The organism is Aliarcobacter butzleri, assembly GCF_900187115.1.
Taxonomy (GTDB): Bacteria; Campylobacterota; Campylobacteria; order Campylobacterales; family Arcobacteraceae; genus Aliarcobacter; species Aliarcobacter butzleri.
Genome location: NZ_LT906455.1, coordinates 400,037 through 425,348 on the forward strand (window position 1 = coordinate 400,037; position 25,312 = coordinate 425,348).

Here is a 25,312-nt window from a genome sequence, read left to right on the forward strand (position 1 = left end):
AATATTTTGTTATTTATGTAAAAAGCACTTTTTTAACATTTTTTGGTTAATATCTTATCTTTAATAAAAAATAAAAAAGGATAAAAATGGACTGGGGTAAAGTAATATATATTTTCTTTTCGTTAATGTCTTTGACTACAACAGCAGGTTTTTTATATGAACCAAATGCAATAGCACTGTTTATTGCCGCGGGCGTAAATGTAATTTCTACAATATTAAAGTTAGGTGTTAAAAATTTACTTGCAGCAGAGTTATTAGCTAGTTCTTTAGTGGCTGATTTACATTTAATTCCATCATTTTTAGTACTAACGTTTACAAATAATTTACCTTTAGCTATATCTTTAGCAATTGGTGCAATAGTTGCAAACGCTTTCTCAATAGCTTTAGCTTTAATAGAGAGTGCAAAAAGTCAAGATAAGGAAGATTTTTAATGGAATATATTTCAAAAGATATTGAAAAAAAATGGCAAAATTTTTGGAGTGAAAATCAATCTTTTGAGCCAAGCAGTAGTAAAACAAAAGAGAAAAAATATATTTTAAGTATGTTTCCATATCCAAGTGGTAGAATTCATATGGGACATGTTAGAAACTACTGTATTGGTGATGCTTTTGCAAGACATTTTAGAAAATCAGATTTTAATGTTTTACACCCAATTGGTTGGGATAGTTTTGGAATGCCAGCTGAAAATGCAGCAATAAAACATAAACTTCATCCTAAAAAATGGACTTATGAAAATATTGATTATATGAGAGATGAATTAAAATCATTAGGTTTATCTTTTTCAAAAAACAGAGAGTTTGCAACTAGTGATGAACTTTATACAAAATGGGAACAAGAATTTATTATTAAAATGTATGAAGCTGGAATCATCTATAGAAAATCTGCAACTGTAAATTGGTGTCCACATGATCAAACAGTTTTAGCAAATGAACAACTTGAAGAAGGATGTTGTTGGAGATGCGGAACTGAAGTTGTACAAAAAGAGATGCCAGGATATTATATTGGTATTACAAAATATGCACAAGAACTACTTGATGATTTAGAAAAATTAAAAGAAGATTGGCCTTCACAAGTTTTAACAATGCAAGAAAATTGGATTGGAAGAAGCGAAGGTTTAGAATTTAAATTTGATTTATCAAAAGAATCAAGAGCAAAATTAGAAAGAGCTTTTACAAAATATTTTGTATTTACAACAAGACCTGATACAATTTATGGAGTTTCTTATTCTGCACTTGCTCCTGAACATCCAATAGTTAAATATATAGTTGAAAAAAATCTTTTACCAGAGAAAAAAATTAAAGCTATAAAAGCTATGCAAAAAATTCCAGAAAGAGATAGAGCAACTCAAGAAAAAGAAGGAATTGATTTAGAAATTGAAGTAATGCATCCATTAACAGGAAAAACTATTCCTGTTTGGGTTGCAAACTTTGTATTAAGTTCTTATGGTGGAGGTGCTGTTATGGCAGTTCCAGCACATGATCAAAGAGATTTTGAGTTTGCAAAAAAATATAATTTACCAATAAAACAAGTTATTGTTGGTCCTGATGGAATTATTGAAAATCAAACAGAAGCTTATACAGCAGAAGGAAGATTAATAGAGAGTGAGAATTTCACTGGAGTTACAAATATAGAAGCTAAAAAAGCAATAATTTATCATTTTGAACAAAATTCTTTTGGGATTAAAAAAGTAAATTATAAGTTAAGAGATTGGGGTGTTTCAAGACAAAGATATTGGGGAGCACCAATTCCATTTATTCATTGTGAAAAATGTGGTTTAGTTCCTGAAAAAATTGAGAATCTTCCAGTTGCATTACCTGAAGATGTTGAAATTACAGGAGAAGGAAATCCTTTAGATACTCATCCAACTTGGAAACATTGCACTTGTCCAAAATGTGGAGAAAAAGCTACTAGAGAAACTGATACTTTAGATACATTTGTTCAATCATCTTGGTACTTTTTAAGATATGCAACGGATAATAAAAAATGGAATGAAGTTGGAATATCAAAAGAAGATAGTGATTATTGGATGGATGTTGATCAATATATTGGTGGAATTGAACATGCGATTTTACACCTTTTATATGCAAGATTTTTTACAAAAGTTTTAAGAGATTTAGGATATACAAATTCAAGCGAACCATTTAAAAAACTTCTTACTCAAGGAATGGTTTTAAAAGATGGTGCAAAAATGTCAAAATCAAAAGGAAATGTAGTTGATCCTGATTTGATTATTGATAAATATGGTGCAGATACTGCAAGATTATTTATTCTTTTTGCTGCTCCTCCAACAAAAGAGTTAGAGTGGAATGATAGTGCTGTTGAAGGTGCTTTTAGATTTATAAAAAAATTCTTTGAAAGAGCAGAAAATGTAAATCAAAATGGATTAGATAATTTTAAATCAATAGACCATTCAGCTTTAAGTAAAGAAGAAAAAGAAGCAAGAAAAAAAGTATATGAGGCACTGTTAAAATCAAATGAGGTATTTACAAAAACTTATACTTTCAATACTTTAATAGCTTCTTGTATGGAAGCTTTAAATGCGCTTCAAACTCAAAAAAATGATAGTATTTGGGCAGAAGGTTATTATATCTTAACAAATATTTTAGAACCAATTATTCCTCATGCTTGTTGGGAATTATCAAAAAAACTGTTTGATTTGAAAAATTTTGATGGAAAAATTGAACTAAAAGAAGAAGTTTTTGCACTTGAATCAATAATTTTAGCAGTAACAGTAAATGGTAAAAAAAGATGCGAAATTGAAGTTGCTCCTGATACTTCAAAAGATGAAATTTTAGTAAAAGCAAAAATTGCTTCTGCTAAATGGTTAGAAAATAGTGAAATTTTAAAAGAGATTGTTGTTCCAAATAAACTTGTGAACTTTGTAATAAAAGGATAGATATGTTTCATACAAAAAAAGTTTTATTAACTATTTTTTCTGTAAGTTTGGCTTTTTTATTTGTTGCTTGTGGATATAAACCATCAACTTATTATGCTAAAAAAGAGATGGAAGGAAATGTTTATGTAAAACTTGATGTTAGTTTAGTTGACCCTAGAAACTCTGTTTTAGTAAAAGACGCAGTTACAAAAATCTTGATTCAAAAACTAGATTCAAATTTAGTAGATAAAGAAAAAGATGCAGATGTTGTTATGAATTTAGGGATAAGTTCTGTTAATTTAAGCGCCTTACAATATGATGCTAAAGGGTATAACAAATTATATAAAGCACAAGTTTTTATAAGAGTTGACTATTATAGAAAAGAAAATGGAATAAAAAAATCATTTACAGTTGATGGAGAATATGACTTTGCTGTTGATATAGGTGGAACAATCACTGATGCAAATAGATATGATGCTATTACTAAAGCTTCTGACCAAGCTGTAAGTGAAGTAGTATCAAGAATTGCAGTACAATCTTTTAAATAGATATGAAACTTGATTTAAAAAAAGTAAATTTAGAAGAGTTTTTAAAATATAAAACTCTTTATTATGACAAGATAGATTTTACGATAGTAAGGTCTTCTTGGAATAAACTTTCAGCGAAAATAAAACTTCCTTTTGTAATTCATATTGTTGGAACAAATGGAAAAGGAAGTACAGGAAGATTTTTAGCTCATTATTTACACAAAAAAGAGTTCAAAGTTTTACACTATAGTTCACCTCATATTTTAAAATTCAATGAAAGAATTTGGATAAATGGAAGTGATGTTAGTGATGAAAATTTGGAAATTGCTCATAAATTTTTACAAGAGTTATTTGAAATAGAACTTTTAGAAAAATTAACATATTTTGAATATACAACACTATTGGCTTTTTATTTATCAAAAGATTTTGATTATTTAGTTTTAGAAGCTGGACTTGGTGGAGAGTTTGATGCAACAAATGTTGTAGAAAACAATATTTCACTAATTACAACTATTGGACTTGACCATCAAAGTTTTTTAGGAAACACAGTTGAAGAAATAGCCTCAACTAAAATGCGCTCAGCTGATAACAAAATGCTTATTGGTTATCAAGTCTTTCCTGAAGTTTTAGAAACAGCATATAAAGTAAAAGAGCAAATAAAACAGCAAAGAAACAAAGATATAAAAATCATTGAAGTTAAAGAGTTTGATAAATATGAATTAAATCCTAAATTTGCAACTTTTCTAAAAAGAAATTTACATTTAGTAATTGCTTGTTTAAATGAACTTAAAATTCCACTTGATTTAAAACTTTTTGATGATACGCCACTTTTTGGAAGATGCCAAAAAGTTTTAAAAAATGTAACTATTGATGTTGGACATAATCCACTTGCTGCATTAGTTTTAGCAAATGAGTTTAAAAATAAAAAAGTAAATCTTATTTATAACTCTTACAAAGATAAAGATTATGAAACAGTTTTAAAAATACTAAAACCTATAATTAAAGCTATTACAATAATAGAAGTTGAAGATAAAAGAATAGTAGAAAAAGAAGAGTTAGAAAAACTAATAAAACAATTAGAATTAGCAAATAATAAGACAATAAAAATAGAAGAAAATGAAGAGTATTTAGTATTTGGTTCATTTTTAGTTGTTGAAAAATTCTTAACTTTGATTGGTTATGATGCAAACTCTTGAAAAAAGACTAGAAGAACTATATATTCAAAAAACTAAAATTGAAGAAGAGATAGTTTTTCTAACAAATCAGATAAAAGAAAAAGCTACTTTAAATCAAAAAAAGAGTTTTTCTAAAAATGAAAAGATTGAACTTTTTAAATCATTATTTGTTGCAAGATTTGATATTTATGCAAAAAAATGGGTTAGTCGTGATGGTTCAAAACAAGGATTCTTTCCTGTAACAAAGACTTTTCAAGGAGAAGATTATACTCCTTTAACTAATTATGAAATAGAAGAGCATTTAAGAGGAAATCTTTTTTTAGCAAGTTATTGTATAAATCAAAAAAATATGTCTAAATTTGTAGTTTTCGAAATAGCTGATGAAGATAAATTTAAACTGCAAATAGCTCTAAACTCTTTAAATATAAAAGCATATTATGAACTTAGTTCTTATAATTCACTTTTTGTTTGGGTATTTTTTGAAGAGGAAATCTCTTCAAAAATAGCTTTTAATTTTGCTTTATATCTTTTGAAAAAAGCAAATATTAGTGCAAAAACTTACCCAAATAAAGAGTTTGCAACAAAAGAGAATTTGGGAAATAGTATAGAACTGCCACTTCATTTAAAACATAGGGATAAAAATCGAACAGTTTTTATTGATATGAATACAAATAAAATTTATGAAGACCAATGGAGTGTTTTAGCAAATGTTTCAAAGGTTTCAAAACAAACGATTTCTAATTTTGCTGATGTTCCAAATTCAACAAATGTACAAAAAGATTTAAAAAAGATTGAATTTCCACTACAAAAAATTGAGATAATTTTAGAAGATTATATTTATATACCAACTTTAAATTTATCAAAATCACTAATAAGTAAATTAAAATCATTTGCAACTTTTGAAAATCCTCAAATAAAAGTTTTATTAAGTTTGCGAAAACCACTTTTTAACACTCCAAAATATATTAGGTCTTTTGAAGAGAATGAAAATTTTTTGATGCTTCCAAGAGGATTAAAAGAGACTTTAATAGATTTTTTTAATGTTAATGCAGTTTCATACTCTTTTGTTGATAAAAGAGTTTTAAATAAAATCCAAACTAAAACAGTAACTTTTAACTTACGTCCAGAACAAAACGAAGCAATAAAAGAGATTAAAAAATCTGATTACTCTATTTGTGTTGCCCCTCCTGGATTTGGAAAAACTCTACTTGGTGCAAAAATATTTGAAATAAGAGCTTGTACAACATTAATCGTTGTAAATAAAAATATGCTTTTAAATCAGTGGGTTGAAAGATTTGTTGATTATTTTGGATACAACAAAAAAGATATAGGATATTTAGGAAAAGGATTTAATAAATTAAATGGTCAAATAGATGTTGCAACAATGCAAAGTTTGAAAAATGACCCAAAAATTATAGAAAACTACTCTTTTGTGATTGTTGATGAGTGCCATCATATTCCTGCACTTACTTTTGAACAAATTATCAAAAGTTTTAAAGGTAAATACATTTTAGGACTTAGTGCAACTCCAAATAGAAAAGATGAACTTCAACCAATTTTATTTCAACAGTTAGGTGAAATATCTTATGAGTATAAAAAGAAAAAGACACATACAAATAAACTACAAATAATCAGAACGCAGTTTGTAAGTAATGCAGATAACTATGCAACTATTATAAATGAACTTTGTATTGATGAAGATAGAAATAATTTAATAGTTGACATAATAAAGAAAAATATAGATAGAAAGATTTTACTTTTAACAGATAGAATAGAACATATAAATGTTTTAGAAAATTTGTTACAAAAAGAGAATATTGATTATATAAGTGTTCATGGAAGTTTAAATAAAAAAGAGCAAGTTGAAAATATGAATTTAGTAAAAACTAAATCTCTTATTCTTGCAACAACTTCTTATTTTGGAGAAGGAATAGATTTTCCACACTTAAATACTATTCTTTTTGCAACACCAATCTCTTATTATGGACGATTGATTCAATATTTAGGAAGAATTGGAAGAGGAAATCAAGAGTGTTTGGCAATTGATTTTCTTGATTCAAAAAATGCGATGTTAAACTCTGCTTACAAAAAAAGGCTTGAAGGTTACAAACAAATGCATTATAGATAATCACATATATCTTTGCTTCATACTATCTTTGATTTTATCAATTTCTACTAAAATAAAACTATCAATACAATCACCAAAATTCTTATCAACATTAAAATCTAAAAATTTTACACCATCATCAAGTGTTAGTTCACTATATTGTTTGTATAAAGTTGGAACATTTACACCAATATTTGATAAAGCAATTTTTAGAGATTTAAAATCTCGTTTTTTATCTTCAAGAGTAAAAAACTCTTTTATATCATGGATATGACTTGAATAAGAAAATGGAGTTCTAGCTTCAACCAAGTTTTTTTCACTTGAATAGTAATAGTTATAATAAAAAACTAACATATCTTTTGCAATTGCTGGAAAAGCACCACTAATTGAAACTGGACCAAACATATATTTTATATTTGGATTTGCTTTTACATAAGCTCCAATTCCATACCAAAGATAATCTAAGGCTCTTGTTCCCCAATATTTTGGTTGCACAAAACTTCGTCCAAGTTCAATAGAGTTTTGTAAATAGAACATAAATTCATCATTAAATTGGAATAAAGTATTAGAATAAAAACCTTTTGTTCCAAACTCTTTAAATATCATATCAGAGTTTCCAATTCTATAAGCTCCCACAATTTCCAACTCATTTTTATCGTATAAAATTATATGTTGATAATAAACATCGTATTTATCAATATCTCTTTTTTTATTAACACCTTCTCCAACTTTTCTAAAAGATATCTCTCTTAATCTTCCAAGCTCTTTTAATACAATAGAATCTTCTACATAATCATATAAATATATTTTTTTCCCATCATTTGTTTGTCCTAAAAGTGGAGACTTTTTTAGTTCATTGTATAAATCAATTTTACTAACTGGATGTGCTATTGCACTTTGTGTCTGGAAAAATGATTTTTTTCCTTTTTTTAGTGCATAAAGATGTTTTTTATATAAATTTACTAAAAAATCTTTATTTAAACCTTTTGGAGTTATGTTTTCACTTGGGATTATTTGTCCAATTTTTATATTTATATTTTTTGATTTTTTATTAAACATCTCATTTGATAATAAAAGTGTTGAAAAAGTTTTATTTATAAGTGAAATAGTATAAAAAGTTTTAGAGTTTTTTGCATCTAAAAATATTGGTAAAATCGCCGAATTGCTATTTTTTGCAAAATTTAAAAAACCTTTATTCCAAGCTGGATCTTTTACTCCTTTTGGTGTTGCACGACTTACTTCTCCTGCTGGAAAAATGATGATAGCTTCTTCATTTTTTAAAGCTTCATATATTTTTTTTATACTCTCTTTTGATTGTCTATCTTTGAAATTATCAAGTGGAATCATAAGAGAGTGTAAAGCTTCAAATCCAACTAAAAAGTCATTTGCTAAAATCTTTACATCTTTTCTTATTTGACCAACAAGTTTTAATAAACATAAAGCATCAAGTCCACCTAATGGATGATTTGCAATTATTATAACTTTTCCTGTTGATGGAATATTTTGTAAATCATTACTAGAAACTGTGTAATCAAAATCAAAATAATCTAAAACAGCATCTACAAAATCAAAACCTTTTAAGTGAGAGTTTTGTGATAAGAACTGATTTATAGAATCTTCATGAACTATTTTTTTTGCTATTTTTAATAACGATTTTTTTAGAACATTTTCTTTTTCTTTTATTTTTGGAAACTTTTTTTCTATCTCTTTTTGTATATCAATCATTTATATCTCCTAAATTAGAGAATTTTAAGAAATTAAAGTTACAAAGTAGTTACAAAAATCTTTTAAAAAAAATATGATAAAATTGCCTTTTTACAGGGGGATATTATGAATAAGGGTGATATTGCAAATTTAATTTCTGTTTTGATTATGGCTTATGGTTATTCAAATGCAAATGAGCTTGTTTTTATGGTTGGACTTTTTGCTTTAAGTGGCGCAGTTACGAATTCACTTGCTATTTATATGTTATTTGAAAAAATTCCTTTTTTATACGGAAGTGGTGTAATAGAAAGTAAATTTACAGCTTTTAAAATATCTATTCATGATTTGATAATGAATCAGTTTTTTACAAAAGAGAACTTAGCAAAATTTTTTGAAGAGGAAGTTCAAAATAGCAAAAATAGTATTGACTTTGAAAAAATATTAAATCAAGTTGATTTTACTCCAGCATTTTACTCTTTAAAAGAATCTGTTGTTGAATCTCCTTTTGGTGGAATGTTAGCAATGTTTGGAGGTGCTAGTGCTCTTGAACCACTAAAAGAACCTTTTATAAATAAACTACAAACTTCACTGATAGATATATCAAATTCACCATCATTTTTAACTATTGTAAATGAAGTAATAAAATCAAAAAACTTCAATGATGAAATATATGAAAAAATTAGCAAAATTGTAAATGCAAGACTAGAAGAGTTAACTCCTAAAATGGTAAAAGAGATAGTTCAAAATATGATAAAAGAACATTTAAGTTGGCTTGTACTTTGGGGTGCAGTTTTTGGTGGATTATTTGGACTTATTGGTATGTTAATATCGTAATAGATTTAAAAAATCTGTTACGAATAAAATTCAAAAGAAGTTTGTTTTTGTTGAATTTCTTCTTTTTTTCCTTTTTGAATCTCTTTTATATCTTCCATATTAGTAGTTTTTCTTAAAAAGTCTAAATCTCTTTTTAAAGATATTATTTCTTTTTCTAAGCTATTTCTTTCTTCTATTAGAAGTAGTTTTTCAGCATTTAAAGTATTTTTTTCGTTTTTTAGATGGTTTCTTTCTTCTCTTAATTCAGTTTTTTCTTTCTCAATTATTTCTATCATAGATTTTAAATTTGTGATTTCTAAGTTTAAAAGTTCGTCTCTTTTTTGTAAAATTGCAACTTCTTTTTTTAATGCATCTGATTCTTTCATAGCAATTTTACTTAGTAGTTCATAATTCATAAAAAATCCCTCTAAAAAAATTAGTAAAATATTATATTATAAAAATAGCAATAATATAGTAATAATATAGTAATAAATGGATAAAAGTTTATATATGTTAGAATTTGCGAAAAATTTTTAGGCAATATTTATGAATGGAATCGAAGTTTTAATTTTATTAGATGTAGTTGAGTTAGAAGATAAAGAGAAATTTGAAAAACACTTAAAAAAAGAGGGTTTTAAAAATGTAGAAGGAGAAGAGTTTGTTTATACAGGACACTCGACAACAACTACTTTTTCAACAAAAGCTTATATTTTAGAAGTATTTAAAAAAGGTCTTCAAAAAACAAATTTTAAAAGTGCAAATTTGATTTTTTTATTAAATGAAACGCCATATCCAGCATATTATTATGATAAAAATACAAATGAATTTGAGTTAGTAGAAGTAGAAAAATAGTGAAAAATATTTATGAATTTTTAAAAAATTTAAAAGATGAAAAAAGATTAAAAGAGTGTCAACTTTTAATCGTAAATGATGACAGACAAGCTCAAATAGCTTCTGATATAGTCTCTTACTTAGGATTTAAACCTTTTTTATTAGCTGATTTTAGAGCAAATTTTGGAGATGACTTACTTTCCTTTAGTGAAGAACTACATGAAATAACTAAAACTTTAGGTGATTTTTATTCATACAAAAAACAAGATAAAATCCTAATCTCTCCAATAAGAACAATCTCTTATCCTCTTCCAAAAGAAAAATGTTTTGAAAGTTTTACTATAAATTTTGCAGATAGATTAAATCTTGAAGAGTTAAAAAGTAAATTATACAATTGGGGATACTATTTTGTAGATATTGTTACAAGTGAAGGTGAAGTTTCACTTCGTGGTGATATTTTAGATATTTGTCCTTTAGGAAGTGATTTTGGATATAGAGTAAGTTTGTTTGATGATGAGGTTGAAAGTATCAGAAAGTTTGATATTGAAGACCAAAAATCTTCAAAAGAAGAGATAGAAAGCTTTTCGATTAATCCAGCTTTTCTTGCTCTTGATGAAGCAACTTTTGAAGAAATAAATGAACAAATCCAAACTATTTCAAGTGATGCCTTTATCAAAGATATTCACTCTTTAGGATTTTGGTATTTAGGAGAACTTGGAGAGTATTTACCTCAAAAAATGAGTTCATTTATCACTCAAGATGCTTTAGATGAACTAGAAGAAGTTTATGTTTTTGAAGAAAAAAGAGTAAACAAAGATAAGTTTTTACTTACTCCTCAAATTTACAATAGCAAAAATTATCAAGAGATAAATCCAGCAAATGTAAAAGAGTTTATCTCTTTTCATAATGATAAAAAAATCACAATAATAAGTGGAAGTGAAGCAAAAGTAAAAGGTTATGATTTAGATTTAAGTGACAAAAATATTAATTATGTTTTTGAAAACTATATTTTAAATTTAGTTTCAGATGACGAAGTAATAATCTCTTTAAATAAAGAGGTAAAAAAACGAAGAAAGAAAAAAGTAAAACTTGTTCTTGATGAGTTACAATATAATGATTTTGTGGTACATGAAAAATATGGAATTGGTCAATATAAAGGGATTGAACCAGTTACTGTGATGGGTGCAAAAAGAGATTTTGTAATTATCCAATATCAAGGAGAAGATAAACTTTTAGTTCCTGTTGAAAATCTTGATTTAATAGATAGATATGTTGCTGATGGAAACTCTTATGCTGTTGTTGATAAGCTTGGAAAAGGAAGTTTTGCAAAACTAAAAGAGAAAGTAAAAGATAAACTTTTTGCTATTGCAAATGATATTATCAAACTAGCAGCTGCAAGGGAACTTGTAAATGGTATTAAAATCAATACAGATAAAAAAGTTCTTGAAGATTTCCAAAAAAGTGCAGGTTTTGAATATACAAAAGACCAAAAAAGAAGTATCAAAGAGATTTTGGATGATTTAAGTAGCGGTCGAGTTATGGATAGACTTCTTTCAGGTGATGTTGGTTTTGGAAAAACAGAAGTTGCTATGAATGCCTTATTGGCAGTTATTTTAGACGGTTATCAAACTATATTTGTATGTCCAACAACACTTTTGGCAACTCAACACTATCATAGTATTCAAAAAAGACTTGAAAGTTTTGGGATAAGAGTTGCTAAACTTGATGGAAAAACAACAGCAAAAGAGAAAACAAGTATCAAAAAAGGTTTAGAAAACGCAGATATAAAACTTGTTATTGGAACACACTCTTTACTTGATATAAAAACTTCTAATTTAGCTTTAGTTATCATCGATGAAGAGCATAAATTCGGTGTAAAACAAAAAGAGAAATTAAAACAATTAAGAGAAGATGTACATATTTTTTCTATGAGTGCAACTCCAATTCCAAGAACTTTAAACTTAGCCTTATCAAAACTAAAAGGTATGAGTTCACTTCTTACACCTCCAAGTGAAAGATTGGGAGTGCGAACTTATGTAAAAGAGTACAGCGAAAAACTAATCAAAGAGATAATTTTAAGAGAAAAAAGAAGAGGTGGACAACTATTTTATGTTCACAATAACATAGCATCAATCGAAGCAAAGAAAAAAGATATAGAAGCAATAGTTCCAAATATCAAAATAGATATTATTCATTCTCAAATAAAACCAGAACAGGCTGAAAAGATCATAGAAGCCTTTGAAAACAAAGAGTTTGATATTCTTCTTGCAACTTCTATTGTTGAATCAGGAATTCACTTGCCAAATGCAAACTCTATTATAATTGATGGTGCAGATAGATTTGGAATTGCTGATTTACATCAACTTCGAGGACGAGTTGGACGAAGTAATAAAGAGGGATATTGTTATTATGTAGTTGAAGATAAAAAATCAATAACTGATGATGCAGTAAAAAGACTTGTAGCTTTAGAGTCAAACTCATATTTAGGAAGTGGAACTGCTTTAGCTCATCAAGATTTGGAAATCAGAGGTGGTGGAAATATCATAGGTGAAGCACAAAGTGGACATATCAAACAAATAGGATATGGTTTATATCTTAAAATGTTAGAAGATACTCTTGCAACTTTAAGTGGTGATGAAAAAAATGAGAAAAAAACAGTTGATATAAAACTAGCTATTTCAGCATATATTAGTGATGAATACATTAGTGAAGATAGAGTTAGACTTGAACTTTATAGAAGGTTAAGTAAGGCTAGTGATATTCAAGAAGTTTATTCTATTGAAGAAGAGATGGAAGATAGATTTGGAAAACCTGATATTGTTACAAAACAGTTTATTGAGTTGATTATCATAAAAATTTTAGCTTTAAAACTAGGTATTCAAACTATTAGTTCTTATGAGATGAATATTACATTTACAAAAGCTGATGATACAAAAGAGAGTATAAAATCACCATCAAAAGATGATGATGACATAATAAATACAACTTTAAGATATTTAAGAAAATAAAAGAAGAAACGATGAACTTACAATTTAAAGAACTACAAAAAGAAGATATAAAAGAAGTTATTCTTTTGATAAATGAAGCTTATCGAGGAGAAAAAAAAGATAAAGCTTGGACAACTGAATCTCATATATTAGATGGAATTAGAGTAAATGAAGATATGATGAAAGAGATTTTAGAAGAAAAAGAGACTAAAACATATATTGCAAAAGTTGATAATAAAATAGTTGGAACTATTCAGGTTAAACTTCAAGGAGAGAGTATTCACGTAGGGCTTTTTGCTGTTGATACAAAATCACAAGCAAGTGGAATAGGAAAAAAACTTTTAGAATTTGCAGAAAATAGTTCATCAAAACTTTGGCAAAAATCTACTTTTCTAATAGAGGTGATATCTACAAGAACAGAATTAATGCAATATTATATTAGAAGAGGATACCAAAATACAAATAGTTTTATAGAGTTTCCAAAGTCAGAACATTGGACACCAAATACAAATGAAGAACTTAAACTTTTAGTATTGAAAAAAACTATCTAAATTTCTATTTCACAAACAACTTGAGCATGATCACTTTGTTTTAAACTTCCATTGTGATTTTTTTGTAAATGTTTGTCAAAAACTTCATAAGAGCTGATTTTTTGAAGTTCTTTTGATACAAAAATATAATCCAAAATATTTCCTTTTCCAGCAAAATAGCTTGTAGGAGTTCGTTTTATTCCCTTAAATTCTGGATGAGGATTATAAATCTTTGGTTTATGTAAATAGTAAGCATCAAAGAGTAAATAGTCATCTTTTTTTAGATTTTTATTATAAAATCGTTTATTTGTAAGAGCATCAATTGTTATAGAAAACTCTTTGTCATTTAAGTCGCACATTAAAATCGTAGGAGTTTTATTTGATTTTATATCATAAAAAAGTATTTTGGCTTCATTAATTCTTTGTTTTAAAGATAAAGAATAGTTGTCTTTTAAAGCAACTTCAACTTTTTTTAGTTTATCTTCTAAAGTATCATTTTTTGTAAAAATATATTCAAATTCATTTTCTCTGTTTGATTTTAGATGTGTTATATAAACTGTTATATTTTTTTCATTTGGTAGAGAAATTATGGCTTTTATTGGGATTCTTGCAAACTTAAAACTTTTTGTATCTATTTTTTCTATATTTATTATTGGGAATTTTGAAGCAATTGCAACTGTTGTACTTATATAAACTTTTTCATTTTTTTTATCAACTTTTGCAAAATCCACAACTTCAAAGTATTTAAATCCAACTTCTAAACACAAATTTTTTAGTTCATCATTAGAGAAAACTTCTTGAAATCCTACAATATCACAATTCATAAGATTTAGTTGATTTTTACACCAAGCTATTTTTTCATTCCATTCTTCAGGTGTGAATTTTTCTTTTTTTGTATAAAAAGAGAATGGTGGAGAGCAAAATTGAAAAAGGTTAAATGTTCCGACTCTTAGTTTCATCTTGATATGTTAGCCAAACATTGTTAAGTTTTGATTAATATAAAATTTAAAAATCATTAAAAGCAAGATGCAATAATTTCATAATTAAAAAAAAGGAGTACAAAATGAAAAAAATAGTTTCAAGTTTAGTTATAACAAGTTTAGTTGCAGGAGCACTTTTTGCTGCAAATGGTGAAATGAAAAAAGATGATAAAAGATTTGATGCACCAAATTGTATGTATCAAAAAGATTTTAAAGGTCATATGCCTTTTTTTGGAAATGATGGTATTTTAGGATTAATCCATGAGTTAAATTTAACTTCTAAACAAAAAGAAGATATTAGAAAAATTATAGATGAAAGTAGAAAAGCTCAAAAATCTCCACTTGATGCATTCTCAAAAGATGGATTTGATAAAGAAAAATTTATTCAAATTGAGAATGAAAAAAGAGATTCTATGATAAAATCAAAAGCTGAAGTTATCGAAAAAACTTATGCTATCTTAGATGCTAAACAAAAAGAGCAACTAAAAGTTCTAATTGATTTAAGAAAAGAAAAAAGAGATAAAAAATAGGTTTTTTATAGATACTATTTAAAAGGATAAATTTTGATAAAAATTGCAATGATAGAAGATGATTTAGAGTTAGCAGAAGTTCTATGTCAATACTTAAAGCAATTCAATATTGAAGTTACAAATTACGAAGAGCCATATTTGGCTCTTAGTGCTTTAAAAATGAATAAGTATGATTTGATAATTTTAGATTTAACACTACCTGGAATGGATGGATTAGATGTTTGTAAAGAGATAGTTAAAAGTTTTAATATTCCTATTATTATTTCAAGTGCAAGAAGTGATATTACAGATAAAGTAACAGCACTTAAATTAGGAGCTGATGATTATTTGCCAAAACCTTATGACCCAAGAGAACTTGAAGTACGAATTAAAACAATTTTACGAAGATTTAATAACTCTCAAAGTAGTGAAGAAGATACAAAAAGTAAAATCTTTGTTTTAAATGAAGAAAAAAGAGAGATAACAAAAAACGGAAAATTTATAAAACTAACTGCTGCTGAATTTGAAGTTTTATCTTTATTGATAAAAAGAGAAGGTTTTGTAATAAGTAGAGAAGATATTTTTGAAAATTCTGATCTTTTAAATCAGGATTATGAAAGTTCAGGTTCTTTGGCTGTTATTATAAATAGAATTAGACACAAAATAGAAGATAATTCAAAAGAATCAAAATATCTTCATACAATTAGAGGAATGGGATACAAATTTATACAATGATAAATAGACAATCGATTTTTTTTACTATTTTAATAAGCTTTCTTATCTCTATTTTATTGGTAATAATTAGCTTTATAATTATTTTAGCAAATAGCTACAAAGCACAAGAAGAACAAATCTATGATAGATATATTCCTATTTCAAAAATGATAAATAGAATTGAGTTTGATTTTAGTGAAGAGATTATAAAAAATTTTGAAGAGATGAATTATAAACTTTATATTGAAAAAAAAGAGATAAACAAAATAACAAATGATAAAAATATGAAAATATTTTCAGAAAGAATTCACCCTAAACATGGAGATATTTTTAGAATTCTAAAAAACAACACTGACTATTATTTGTATATGAAAGTTAGAGATAATGAAGTTTTAGTAAAAGACCAAAATGGTTTTAGTAACAGTAGACAAATATATATTATTTTAGTTTTTTCTATTTTACTTATTACAATTACAATTTTATATTTTATGTCTTTAAAAAAGTTGATGCCTTTAAAAGTTTTAAAAGATAAAGTAAAAAGTTTGGGTGATGAAAATTTTGATTTTGAATATAAAAATATTGAAGCTAAAGATGAGGTTTCTTCGCTTGCTATGGAGTTTAAAAAAACAAGTTTAAAACTAAAAAATCTAAAAGAAGCTAGAAATGTTTTTATTAGAAATATTATGCATGAACTAAAAACTCCTATAACAAAAGGTAAATTCTTAACTCAATTAGAACAAAATGAAGAGAATAATGAAAAATTAAAATCAGTATTTGATAGATTAGAATCTTTAATAAATGAGTTTGCAACAATAGAAGAACTTATATCTTCAACAAAAAATATAGAGAAAAAAGTATATTTTTTAGATGATATTATCGATAATGCAAAAGATATTTTGATGATAGAAGATGAAAAAGTTATTCAAAATTATGAAAATAAAAAAATAGAAGTAAATTTTAAACTTTTTTCTATTGCAATAAAAAACTTAATAGATAATGCAGTTAAATACTCTCCAAATAAAGAAGTAACAATAAAAGTAGAAAATGAAAATATAATTTTTGAGAATATGGGAAAAAAATTAGAGGCTCCTTTTGAAAAATACTTTGAACCATTTTTTTCAAGTGAAGATAAATCAAAAAACTCTTTTGGTTTAGGATTATATATTGTTTACAATATTTTTAAAGCAAATGGTTATATTTTAGAATATGAACATATTAATGGTTTAAATAGATTTATTTGTAAAAAAGGATAAAAGATTTACGATATAGCAATTATTGGAGCAGGAGCTAGTGGTTTAATGCTAGCTTCTAATTTAGATAAAAAAAAATATAAAAATATATGTTTGATTGAGAGTTCGAAAACTTTAGCACCAAAAGTTAAAGTTTCAGGTGGAGCAAAATGTAATATCACAAATGATTTTGTAACTTATAAAAATTATTTAGGTGATGAAAATTTTATAAAAACTATTTTAGAAAGATTTTCAAAAGATGATTTATTGACTTTTTTAAATAAAAATCAACTTTTTCCAAAAATTAATCCAAAAATTGTAAAAGGAACATATTTTTGTAACTCTAGTCAAGATGTTATTGATATGTTTTCAAAACTTACAACTCATGTAAAAAAGTATCTTGAAACAAAAGTTTTAGATGTAAGTTTTGATGAATATTATAAGATAAAAACTGATTCAAAAACTATTGAAGCAAAAAAACTTGTAGTTGCAAGTGGAGGATTGTCTTTTCCTCTTTTAGGTGCAAGTTCAATTGCTTTTGATATTGCGCAAAAATTTGGACATACGATTAAAAAGTTAGAGCCAGCCCTTGTAGGATTTACTGTACAAAAAGAACAATTTTGGTTTAAAAATTTATCAGGAGTTTCACTTCCTGCTAAAGCTTTTGTGGAAGATAAAACTTTTGAAGGTTCGCTTTTATTTGCACATAAAGGATGTTCAGGTCCCCTTATTTTAACTACATCTTTATATTGGAAAAAAGGAAAAATTGTACTTGATTTTTTACCAAATAAAAAAATTGAAAAGTTTTTAACTGGAAATAAAAACATCTCATCATCTTTACCATTAGCCAAAAGATTTATACAAGAGTTTTTAGTTTCACAAGATTTGGAAGATAAAGCTGTTTCAAAATTAACACAAGAAGAGCTAGAAAAATTAAAATTATTGAAAAATTATGAGTTTTCACCTGCAGGAAATTTTGGTTTTACAAAAGCTGAAGTTACAAAAGGTGGAATTAATACAGATGAGATAAATCATCTTTCTTTTGAGAGTTTAAAACAAAAAAATCTTTTTTTTATAGGAGAATGTTTAGATATAACAGGAGAACTTGGAGGGTTTAATTTTCAAATAGTATTTAGCCAAGCCTATATTTGCTCTTTGTACCTAAATAACATATAAGATTATCTTTGATATGATATATTAATAAATGATATCAATAAAGGCGTTTTATGTTTTTTGGAAATAAGAATTTAGAAGAGAAAGTCAGTTATTTAGAAAGAGAAATTGAGGATTTAAAAAATCAATTAGTTCAAAAAGATAAAAAAATTGAAGAGATTGAAAAAGATTACTCATTTAAACTTGAAAATGTTTTAGAAAAAAATTCTAAAGATATCGAATTATATAAAGAAATAGCATCGTTTTCGCAAGAAGAGGGATTAGTTGTTTTTGATGAAAATAATCAGTTGTTTTTTGCAAACAGTTTGTCAAAATCAAATATAAAAGATTTTTCTACTGTTTTAGATGCAGTTTTAAATGAAAAACCTAGTTTAGTTTTAGAAGATTGTGAAGCTCACATAGAAGTAAAAAATTACGAAAATAAAAAAATAGTTTCACTTAGAAAAACTTCAATTCACGATAACAAAGATGGTGGATTACTATCAAGACACAATATAAATATGACAAACTCTTTAAATGGAACACAACAAACATATTTAACTTTGTTAGATGAATTACAAGATATGTCTAAAGAGTCTAAAGAGACAGCAAATGGCTCAACTCAAGGATTAAATTTAATAAATGAAATAGTTTATGATACAGACAATTTGCATAAAGAAATAGAGCTTGAAAATGAAGTTGTAGCGTCTTTAGTATCAAAAAGTAAAGATATTGCACAAGTTATAAATATAATCCAAGAAATAGCATTTCAAACAAATATTCTTTCTTTAAATGCAGCTGTTGAAGCTGCAACTGCTGGTGAAGCTGGAAAAGGATTTTCTGTTGTTGCACAAGAAGTAAGAAATCTAGCTACAAGAAGTGCTGATGCTGCAAAACAGATAAAAGATGTTGTAAATCTAATTCAAAATGAAACAGAAAAAATCAAACAAAGTTCAGAAACAGTATCAAGTGTAGTAAATGAGACTAAATCAAGAATTGGTGTTTTAAGTAAATTGATGAATACTTTCCAAAAAAATTCTAATAGAGGAGTTTATGAAGTTGAAAGTATTTCAAATAGAATTTTTATAAATCTTGCAAAACTTGACCACGTTATTTACAAAAATAACCTTTATCAACTAATCTTTGGAGGAGAACATAACTTTAAACCAGTAGATCATCATAATTGTAGATTAGGAAAATGGTATGATACAGGTTTAGGAAGAGAACAATTTAGTATTGTTCCATCTTATAAAAGTTTAGAAAAACATCACCATATTGTACATCACGAAGCAAATTTATTAGCAAATGAGTGTTCTGGAAGTAAAGTTTCTTGCTCAAAACAATTAATAGAAGATAAAATTGAGTTAGTAGAAAAAGCAAGTGAACAAGTATTTATATATTTAGATAAAATTTTAGATGAAAAAAGTGATTTGATTATGAAAGAAGCAGCTAAAAAATTATTCGACGGAGAAAAAGTAGATGGATAAAAAATATTCAATAGCTATCATTGATGATGAAGTAGAAATTTTAAATCTTTTAAGTAGATTTTTATCAAGAAATCCAAAATTCTCAGTAGCAAATTATGCAAATCCTCTTGCTGCATTAGAATCTTTGAATATGAGCAGTTATGACATTATTTTATTAGATATTATGATGCCACAAATGAATGGATTAGAAGTTCTTGAAAAAATAAAAGAAAAGAATGAAAATCAAAAAGTTATTATGATGACTGCATACTCGACTTTGGATAAAGTTTTAAAATCTCACAAAGAGGGTGCTACAAATTATGTTATGAAACCTTTTGATTCTTTACAACATCTAGAAAAAAAGATAATAGATATTTTAGAGAAACACTAAATGAGCCATAAAAACCTATTTTTTAGGTATTTTTTCTATTTTTTAATCTCTTTTTTTTTAATAATTCTATTTTTAGATTTTTTTAAAGAAAAAGAGTTTGAAACTTCTTTAAAAAATTATAAACAAAATACTTATAAAGAGTACTCTAACTATTATAATATTTATTCAAATAATTCTGAACTTATCTATTTTAATGAATTTATAAAAAATAAACAGATTATAAAAATACTAAAAAGCAGTGTAAATTTGCCTTTATTAAAAAAAGAACTTTATGATGAACTTGAACTTAGTTTGTCTTTTTATTCCACTTTAAATTTAGATGAAATGACTATTTATAGTCCTAAAAAAGATTTGCTTTTTAGTTTTAAAGAGAGTTCAAAAGATAACTTTACTTCAAAAATAGTTGAACAAGTTATTTCAAATAAAAAAGAGGAAGTTAATTTTAGGATTGTTGAAAAAAATATCTATATTTTATTTTCAAAACCAATTTTTGATGAAAAACTAAACTTTTTAGGCGTTGTAAATTTAGAGTTTAAACTAGAAAATCTAATAAAAAATATGAAAAAAGATAATTCTATCGAATATAAAGAGATTATCTCAAACAATTTTGATTTTGGAAATGCTTTTAAAATATCAGAACAACAAAAAAAAGAGTTAATAAATAATTTTGGCAATAAAAAAGAAGTAAGTTTTGTTAGTCAAGATAGATACTTAAATATTCCAGTAGTTTTTATACCAATTTTTTATTCAGAATTTTATAAAAATAGTATTTATTTAATGAGTTATGATTTAAGTAAGAAGAATGAAATACAGATGATTGATTCTTTTTATAATAAATTATTATTAGTTTTAAATTTAATATCATTTTTTATCATTTTTCTTATTTATAAGATGGTAAATATTAAATCACAAAGAGATTTAATAAATAAAAAGTATGAAAATATTTTTAATGAAATTGATAACTATATTATAAAAGTTGATTTAGATTTACAAGGAAATATTGTATTTGCAACAAAAAGTTTTTATAAAATTTCAGGATATTCACAAGAAGAGATTATAGGAAAAAATATAAATCTTTTAAGACATCCTGATATGTCAAATATATTTTTTAAAAATCTTTGGCAAACTATAAAAACAGAGGGCTCTTGGCAAGGAGAGATAAAAAATAGAGATAAATTTGGAAATACTTATTGGATAAAATCTATAATATTTCCAAGATATAACTTTAAAAATCAAATTGAAGGTTATAGTTCAATTAGAACGGATATAACAGATACAAAGCAGTTTGAAAAAATAAATAAGTTATTAAAAGAAGATTTATCAAATAAGTTAAATGATATAAAAGTAAAAGACAAAAACTTGGTTGAAAGTGCAAAAGTTGCTTTAATGTCAAAAATCTTAGACTCTTTAGGACATCAATGGAAAGTTCCAATCTCAAGAATATTTTTTGAAATACTAAGATTAAAAAATCTTAAAAAAGATGATATTTCAGAAAGAAATTTAAGAGAGATTGAAAAAAATATTGAACTTGAACTAAAAAATTTATCTGATATTTTAAATGAAATCAAAAATATTTTTAATCCAAGAAAAAGCGAAAATTCAAACCTTTTAACAGTTGTTATTGAAGCAATTACTTATTTAGAAAGTGAGTTGAAGAAATATAATATAGAAGTAAAATTTGATATTGATAAAGAGATTTATATAAATATTTTATCAGCTGAGTTAAAAACTATCATAATAAATATATTAAAAAATTGTATTGAACAAGTAGAGTTAAATAGAATTGAAAGTACAAAAATATATATAACTGCAATCTATGAAAATATGAATAATGATATTCTTATTAAAATAGAAGATGATATAAAAAGTAAAAATAAAAAAATTATTCTTGATGAAATATTAACCTCTTCTGAAGAGAAATATTTTGATACATCTATATATTTATCAAAGTTACTTATTGAAAAAAATAGTGGTTTATTTTGGTGTAAAAATAGTGAAGATGAAACTAAATATTATATAAAACTTACAAAAGAGATAAAATGAAAGTATCGTTTTATGTAAAACTTTTTTTAGCATTTATTATATTTTCTATTTTAATATTAGGTTTTGTAAGTTATTTATTTGATAATTTTTATACTTTTTATGATGATAAACAAGATAAACAACTCAGTGAAAATGTTTTAAAACAGCAAGAAGATAAGTTTTTATCATATTTGAAAAAATATGATGAAAAACTATTACTTATTCAATCTATAATTCCAGAGTTTAAAAACGAAAATGAAATTATAAATTTTATTGAAAATACACTCTTTGAAGATAAAAATATCTTAGTTTTTAAAATAGTTTCTTTAGATTCTAAAGAGATATTGAAGTTATATAATGAAAAAAATACAAAACTATCAAGAGATTATAGGTTAAAAAATTTATTTTCAAAAGTTTATTTTAAAGAGATGCGTACTTTAAAATACAAAGAAGTTCTATATCATTGTGATGAAGATAATTCAAAAACTATTAATTTTATTATTAGAAATAAAGATGATTTTTATATTTTAAAAATTGATTTAGAAAACCTAATTCAAGGTTTATCTAGTGATTTTTCTAAAAAAGTGTTAATTCTTGATCCAAAAGGAATATTTCTAAATGATTCTAATCTAACTTCATTTGATGAAGAAGAGTTTTTATCAAAAAAAGTTTATATAAATGAGAATAAATATTTTACTTTTTTTATAAAGAAAAAAGATAAATTAAAAAAAGATTTTATTGAAGAGTATCATAAATCAATCATAATTTCAGGATTTTTAATAGCCTTTTTTATTGCTATAATTTTTTCAGTAATAATTTCAAGACTAAATAAAAGTATTGAAGAAGATAATAAAAAATTAGATTTAAATATTAAAGAAAAATATTTAAAATTGAGTGAAAATCAAGAGATTATGGATAATCATATTATGTTTATTCGAATAGATAAAAATGGATTTATTACAAAAGTAAGTAGAGCATTTTGCTATTTTCTAGGTTTTTCTGAAGCTGAATTAATAGGACATCATTATAAGATTTTGATTCATAAAGATATAAAAAATCTAGGAAGAATGGTACGAAAACGATTAAATGAAAAAATCTTTCATCTAAACGAAATAAAAGGAGCTAAAAAAGATGGTGAAGTTTTTTGGCTTGATTTACTTATTGAAGTAATTATTGAAAATGAACAAATTGATTGTTATAATATAATTTGTACAGATAGAACAAATAAGAAAAAAATAGAAAATTTATATAATAATCTAAATAATCAAATTGATGAATATGATGCTATTTTTGAAAATGTTCATAGTGGAATTGCTTTGATTGATTTAGATGGAAAATTTGTAAAACTAAATAGCAAAATGAGTGAACTTCTAGGCTTTAGAAGTGATGAACTTTTAACAATGACTTGTTTAGATGTTATAGCAGATGATTCAAAAACAATTTTAAATAAAATTTTAAAAGAAATAGATGAAATAGGTAATATTTCAAAATTAGAAAAAATATTTATAAAAAAAGATAAAACACCAATTCATTTAGAACTATCTTTAAGTCTTTTAGGTGATAAACAAAGAGTAGTTTTTGTGATAAATTCTTTAGAAGATAAAAGAAAATTACAAGAGTTAAATTTAGATTTGGCAGAAAAAATTAAACAAGAAGTTGAAAAAAATATTCAAAAAGATAAGTTCCATCAACAAGAACAACTAAAAAATGCAAAACTAACTTATATTGGCTCACTAGCCGCTGGAATTACACATGAAATAAATACTCCACTTACTTATATAAAAGGTAATCTTGAAATGATGTCTTACGATATTTCAGATTTACCAGATGGAGATATAAAAGATAGAATGTTATTTGATAGTGAAAAAATGAAAGAGGGAATAAATAGAATTGCAAATATTGTTGAATCAATGAGAGAAATGGCTCAAAGTAGCAAAGAAGTAAAAGAAAAAACAAATATTTATAGCACTTTAATAACTTCTTTAACAATGGTACATAATCGTTCAAAACAAATAAGTAGAATTTACTTAAATAATGAGCAGTTTGATATAAACAACATAGATAAAAATCAGTTTTCATTTTTTAGTAAAGTGCAAAAACAAAGAATAGAACAAGTTTGGGTTATAGTTATAAATAATGCTCTTGATGAGTTAATAAAAATTGAAAATTATGAAAATAGAATTTTAAATATCTTATTATATGAAGAAGAAAATGAAATAATTGTAAAATTTAAAGATAATGCAGGAGGCATAAAAGAAGATATAATAAATGATATTTTTGAACCATTTGTATCATCAAAAGATCATAGTGGAATGGGAGTTGGTTTAAATATAGCTAAAAAAATTATAGAAGAGCAAAATGGAGATATATTGGCATATAATCAAGATGCTGGTGCAGTTTTTGAAATAAAATTAAAAAAATATATAGATGAAAGTAGATAAATGAGAATAGGATTTATAGGCGATATTGTTGGACGACCTGGACGAAAAATTATAAAAGAAAATTTGATAAAAATAAAAGCTGAGTTTAATATAGATTTTATAATAGCAAATGGAGAAAATGCAAGTCATGGTTTTGGACTAACTGTTGAGAGTTCTAAAGAGCTTTTTAAAAGTGGAATAGATTTGATAACAGGTGGAAATCATAGCTTTGATAAGAAAAAAGATATGTTAGCTTTGCTTGAAACTTCGAATGTTTTAAGACCAGATAATTATCCGCAAGGTTTAGTTGGAAGTGGAGTAAAAATTTGTGAAATAAAAGATGAAAAACTTGCAGTTATAAATTTAATGGGACAATATGGTATGCCAATTGTTGAAAACCCTTTTAACTGGGCAAAAAATTTGATTTTAAAACTTCAAGAAGAAAATATCAAAAATATTTTTGTAGATTTTCATGCAGAAGCAACGAGTGAAAAACGAGTTTTATTAATGCTTTTAAAAAATCAAGTTAGTGCTATTTGTGGAACTCACACTCATGTTGGAACAGATGATTTACAAATTTTTGAAAATACAGCATATTTAACAGATATTGGATTAACAGGTTGTTATGATAATGTTATTGGAATGGATGCTAAAATTCCTATACAAAAAGCAACAACTGGAATAAGCGGACATTTTGAAGTTCCTAACTCATGTAAATCGATTTTACAAATGATGGTTGTTGATATTGAAGATGGAATTGCAAAAGATAGTTTTAAAATAAAAAAATATTGTAATAATGCAAATTTAATCATTACTCAAGCAATTATTATTTAATAATATTTACGATAAAATCAATACATTATTGCTAAAAAAGGTTTAA

The 25,312-nt window shown here is 25.3% G+C and carries 21 protein-coding genes; 18 read left to right on the forward strand and 3 right to left on the reverse strand.

Annotated elements, in window-relative coordinates; all coding sequences use genetic code 11:
- Positions 1 to 86: 86 nt before the first annotated feature.
- Genes CKV87_RS02005 through CKV87_RS02025 form a run of 5 tightly spaced genes read left to right on the forward strand, consistent with a single transcriptional unit; the run spans position 87 to position 6,705 of the window.
- The gene (locus CKV87_RS02005; protein ID WP_004510461.1) at positions 87 to 431 is read left to right on the forward strand and encodes a DUF6394 family protein; all 345 of its coding nucleotides are present in this window, start codon (positions 87 to 89) and stop codon (positions 429 to 431) included.
- Complete coding sequence (gene leuS / locus CKV87_RS02010; RefSeq protein ID WP_012012229.1) at positions 431 to 2,896, forward strand: leucine--tRNA ligase; 2,466 nt, start codon at positions 431 to 433, stop codon at positions 2,894 to 2,896. Before CKV87_RS02005 ends, leuS begins: the two co-directional genes overlap by 1 nt.
- A 2-nt stretch (positions 2,897 to 2,898) precedes the next feature.
- Positions 2,899 to 3,423: an LPS assembly lipoprotein LptE gene (lptE, locus tag CKV87_RS02015; RefSeq protein WP_012012230.1), complete on the forward strand. Its 525-nt coding sequence runs from the start codon at positions 2,899 to 2,901 to the stop codon at positions 3,421 to 3,423.
- A 2-nt stretch (positions 3,424 to 3,425) separates the two neighbouring features.
- A complete protein-coding gene (locus CKV87_RS02020; protein ID WP_012012231.1) occupies positions 3,426 to 4,598 on the forward strand; it encodes a Mur ligase family protein in 1,173 nt (390 codons plus the stop codon).
- Entirely contained in the window at positions 4,582 to 6,705 is a 2,124-nt protein-coding gene (locus CKV87_RS02025) for a DEAD/DEAH box helicase (protein WP_228126923.1), read from the forward strand. The genes CKV87_RS02020 and CKV87_RS02025 overlap by 17 nt, the downstream gene beginning before the upstream one ends.
- Here the strand turns inward: CKV87_RS02025 and CKV87_RS02030 are convergent, their stop codons facing one another.
- On the reverse strand, positions 6,706 to 8,409 hold the full coding sequence (locus CKV87_RS02030) for a GNAT family N-acyltransferase (protein ID WP_012012233.1): 1,704 nt from the start codon (positions 8,407 to 8,409) through the stop codon (positions 6,706 to 6,708).
- A gap of 105 nt (positions 8,410 to 8,514) precedes the next feature.
- On the opposite strand from CKV87_RS02030, the gene CKV87_RS02035 reads away from it, so the two are divergent.
- Entirely contained in the window at positions 8,515 to 9,222 is a 708-nt protein-coding gene (locus CKV87_RS02035) for a hypothetical protein (RefSeq protein WP_012012234.1), read from the forward strand.
- Between the two features lie 17 nt (positions 9,223 to 9,239).
- Here CKV87_RS02035 and CKV87_RS02040 read toward each other — a convergent pair whose 3' ends face one another.
- On the reverse strand, positions 9,240 to 9,617 hold the full coding sequence (locus CKV87_RS02040) for a hypothetical protein (RefSeq protein WP_004510469.1): 378 nt from the start codon (positions 9,615 to 9,617) through the stop codon (positions 9,240 to 9,242).
- A gap of 130 nt (positions 9,618 to 9,747) precedes the next feature.
- Between CKV87_RS02040 and CKV87_RS02045 the strand changes: the two genes are divergently transcribed.
- The 3 genes from CKV87_RS02045 to CKV87_RS02055 are packed head-to-tail and all read left to right on the forward strand — an operon-like array spanning position 9,748 to position 13,570.
- On the forward strand, positions 9,748 to 10,053 hold the full coding sequence (locus CKV87_RS02045; protein WP_004510470.1) for a hypothetical protein: 306 nt from the start codon (positions 9,748 to 9,750) through the stop codon (positions 10,051 to 10,053).
- Positions 10,053 to 13,040: a transcription-repair coupling factor gene (gene mfd / locus CKV87_RS02050; protein ID WP_012012235.1), complete on the forward strand. Its 2,988-nt coding sequence runs from the start codon at positions 10,053 to 10,055 to the stop codon at positions 13,038 to 13,040. Before CKV87_RS02045 ends, mfd begins: the two co-directional genes overlap by 1 nt.
- Positions 13,041 to 13,051: 11 nt before the next feature.
- Positions 13,052 to 13,570 (forward strand): GNAT family N-acetyltransferase, encoded by a 519-nt coding sequence (locus CKV87_RS02055; RefSeq protein WP_012012236.1) that lies wholly within the window; start codon positions 13,052 to 13,054, stop codon positions 13,568 to 13,570.
- On the opposite strand, the gene CKV87_RS02060 is transcribed toward CKV87_RS02055, so the two are convergent.
- Positions 13,567 to 14,508 carry an endonuclease/exonuclease/phosphatase family protein gene (locus tag CKV87_RS02060; protein WP_012012237.1) on the reverse strand — a complete coding sequence of 314 codons (942 nt, stop codon included), beginning with the start codon at positions 14,506 to 14,508 and terminating at the stop codon, positions 13,567 to 13,569. The two genes, CKV87_RS02055 and CKV87_RS02060, sit on opposite strands and share 4 nt — an antisense overlap.
- A 104-nt stretch (positions 14,509 to 14,612) precedes the next feature.
- Here CKV87_RS02060 and CKV87_RS02065 point away from each other — a divergent pair, with 104 nt between their 5' ends.
- The 9 genes from CKV87_RS02065 to CKV87_RS02105 are packed head-to-tail and all read left to right on the forward strand — an operon-like array spanning position 14,613 to position 25,266.
- Positions 14,613 to 15,059, forward strand: a complete 447-nt coding sequence (locus tag CKV87_RS02065) for a Spy/CpxP family protein refolding chaperone (protein WP_012012238.1) — start codon at positions 14,613 to 14,615, stop codon at positions 15,057 to 15,059.
- A 33-nt stretch (positions 15,060 to 15,092) separates the two neighbouring features.
- A complete protein-coding gene (locus CKV87_RS02070; protein WP_004510476.1) occupies positions 15,093 to 15,773 on the forward strand; it encodes a response regulator transcription factor in 681 nt (226 codons plus the stop codon).
- Positions 15,770 to 17,005, forward strand: coding sequence for an ArsS family sensor histidine kinase (locus CKV87_RS02075; RefSeq protein WP_012012239.1), 1,236 nt, complete (start codon positions 15,770 to 15,772; stop codon positions 17,003 to 17,005). Before CKV87_RS02070 ends, CKV87_RS02075 begins: the two co-directional genes overlap by 4 nt.
- 18 nt (positions 17,006 to 17,023) lie before the next feature.
- A complete protein-coding gene (locus CKV87_RS02080) occupies positions 17,024 to 18,157 on the forward strand; it encodes an aminoacetone oxidase family FAD-binding enzyme (RefSeq protein WP_265588062.1) in 1,134 nt (377 codons plus the stop codon).
- A 50-nt stretch (positions 18,158 to 18,207) separates the two neighbouring features.
- Positions 18,208 to 19,620: a methyl-accepting chemotaxis protein gene (locus tag CKV87_RS02085; protein WP_012012241.1), complete on the forward strand. Its 1,413-nt coding sequence runs from the start codon at positions 18,208 to 18,210 to the stop codon at positions 19,618 to 19,620.
- Entirely contained in the window at positions 19,613 to 19,990 is a 378-nt protein-coding gene (locus CKV87_RS02090; protein ID WP_012012242.1) for a response regulator, read from the forward strand. The genes CKV87_RS02085 and CKV87_RS02090 overlap by 8 nt, the downstream gene beginning before the upstream one ends.
- Entirely contained in the window at positions 19,991 to 22,033 is a 2,043-nt protein-coding gene (locus CKV87_RS02095; protein ID WP_012012243.1) for a PAS domain S-box protein, read from the forward strand.
- Entirely contained in the window at positions 22,030 to 24,453 is a 2,424-nt protein-coding gene (locus tag CKV87_RS02100; RefSeq protein WP_012012244.1) for a PAS domain-containing sensor histidine kinase, read from the forward strand. Before CKV87_RS02095 ends, CKV87_RS02100 begins: the two co-directional genes overlap by 4 nt.
- Positions 24,454 to 25,266: a TIGR00282 family metallophosphoesterase gene (locus tag CKV87_RS02105; RefSeq protein WP_012012245.1), complete on the forward strand. Its 813-nt coding sequence runs from the start codon at positions 24,454 to 24,456 to the stop codon at positions 25,264 to 25,266.
- The last annotated feature ends 46 nt before the right edge of the window (positions 25,267 to 25,312 follow it).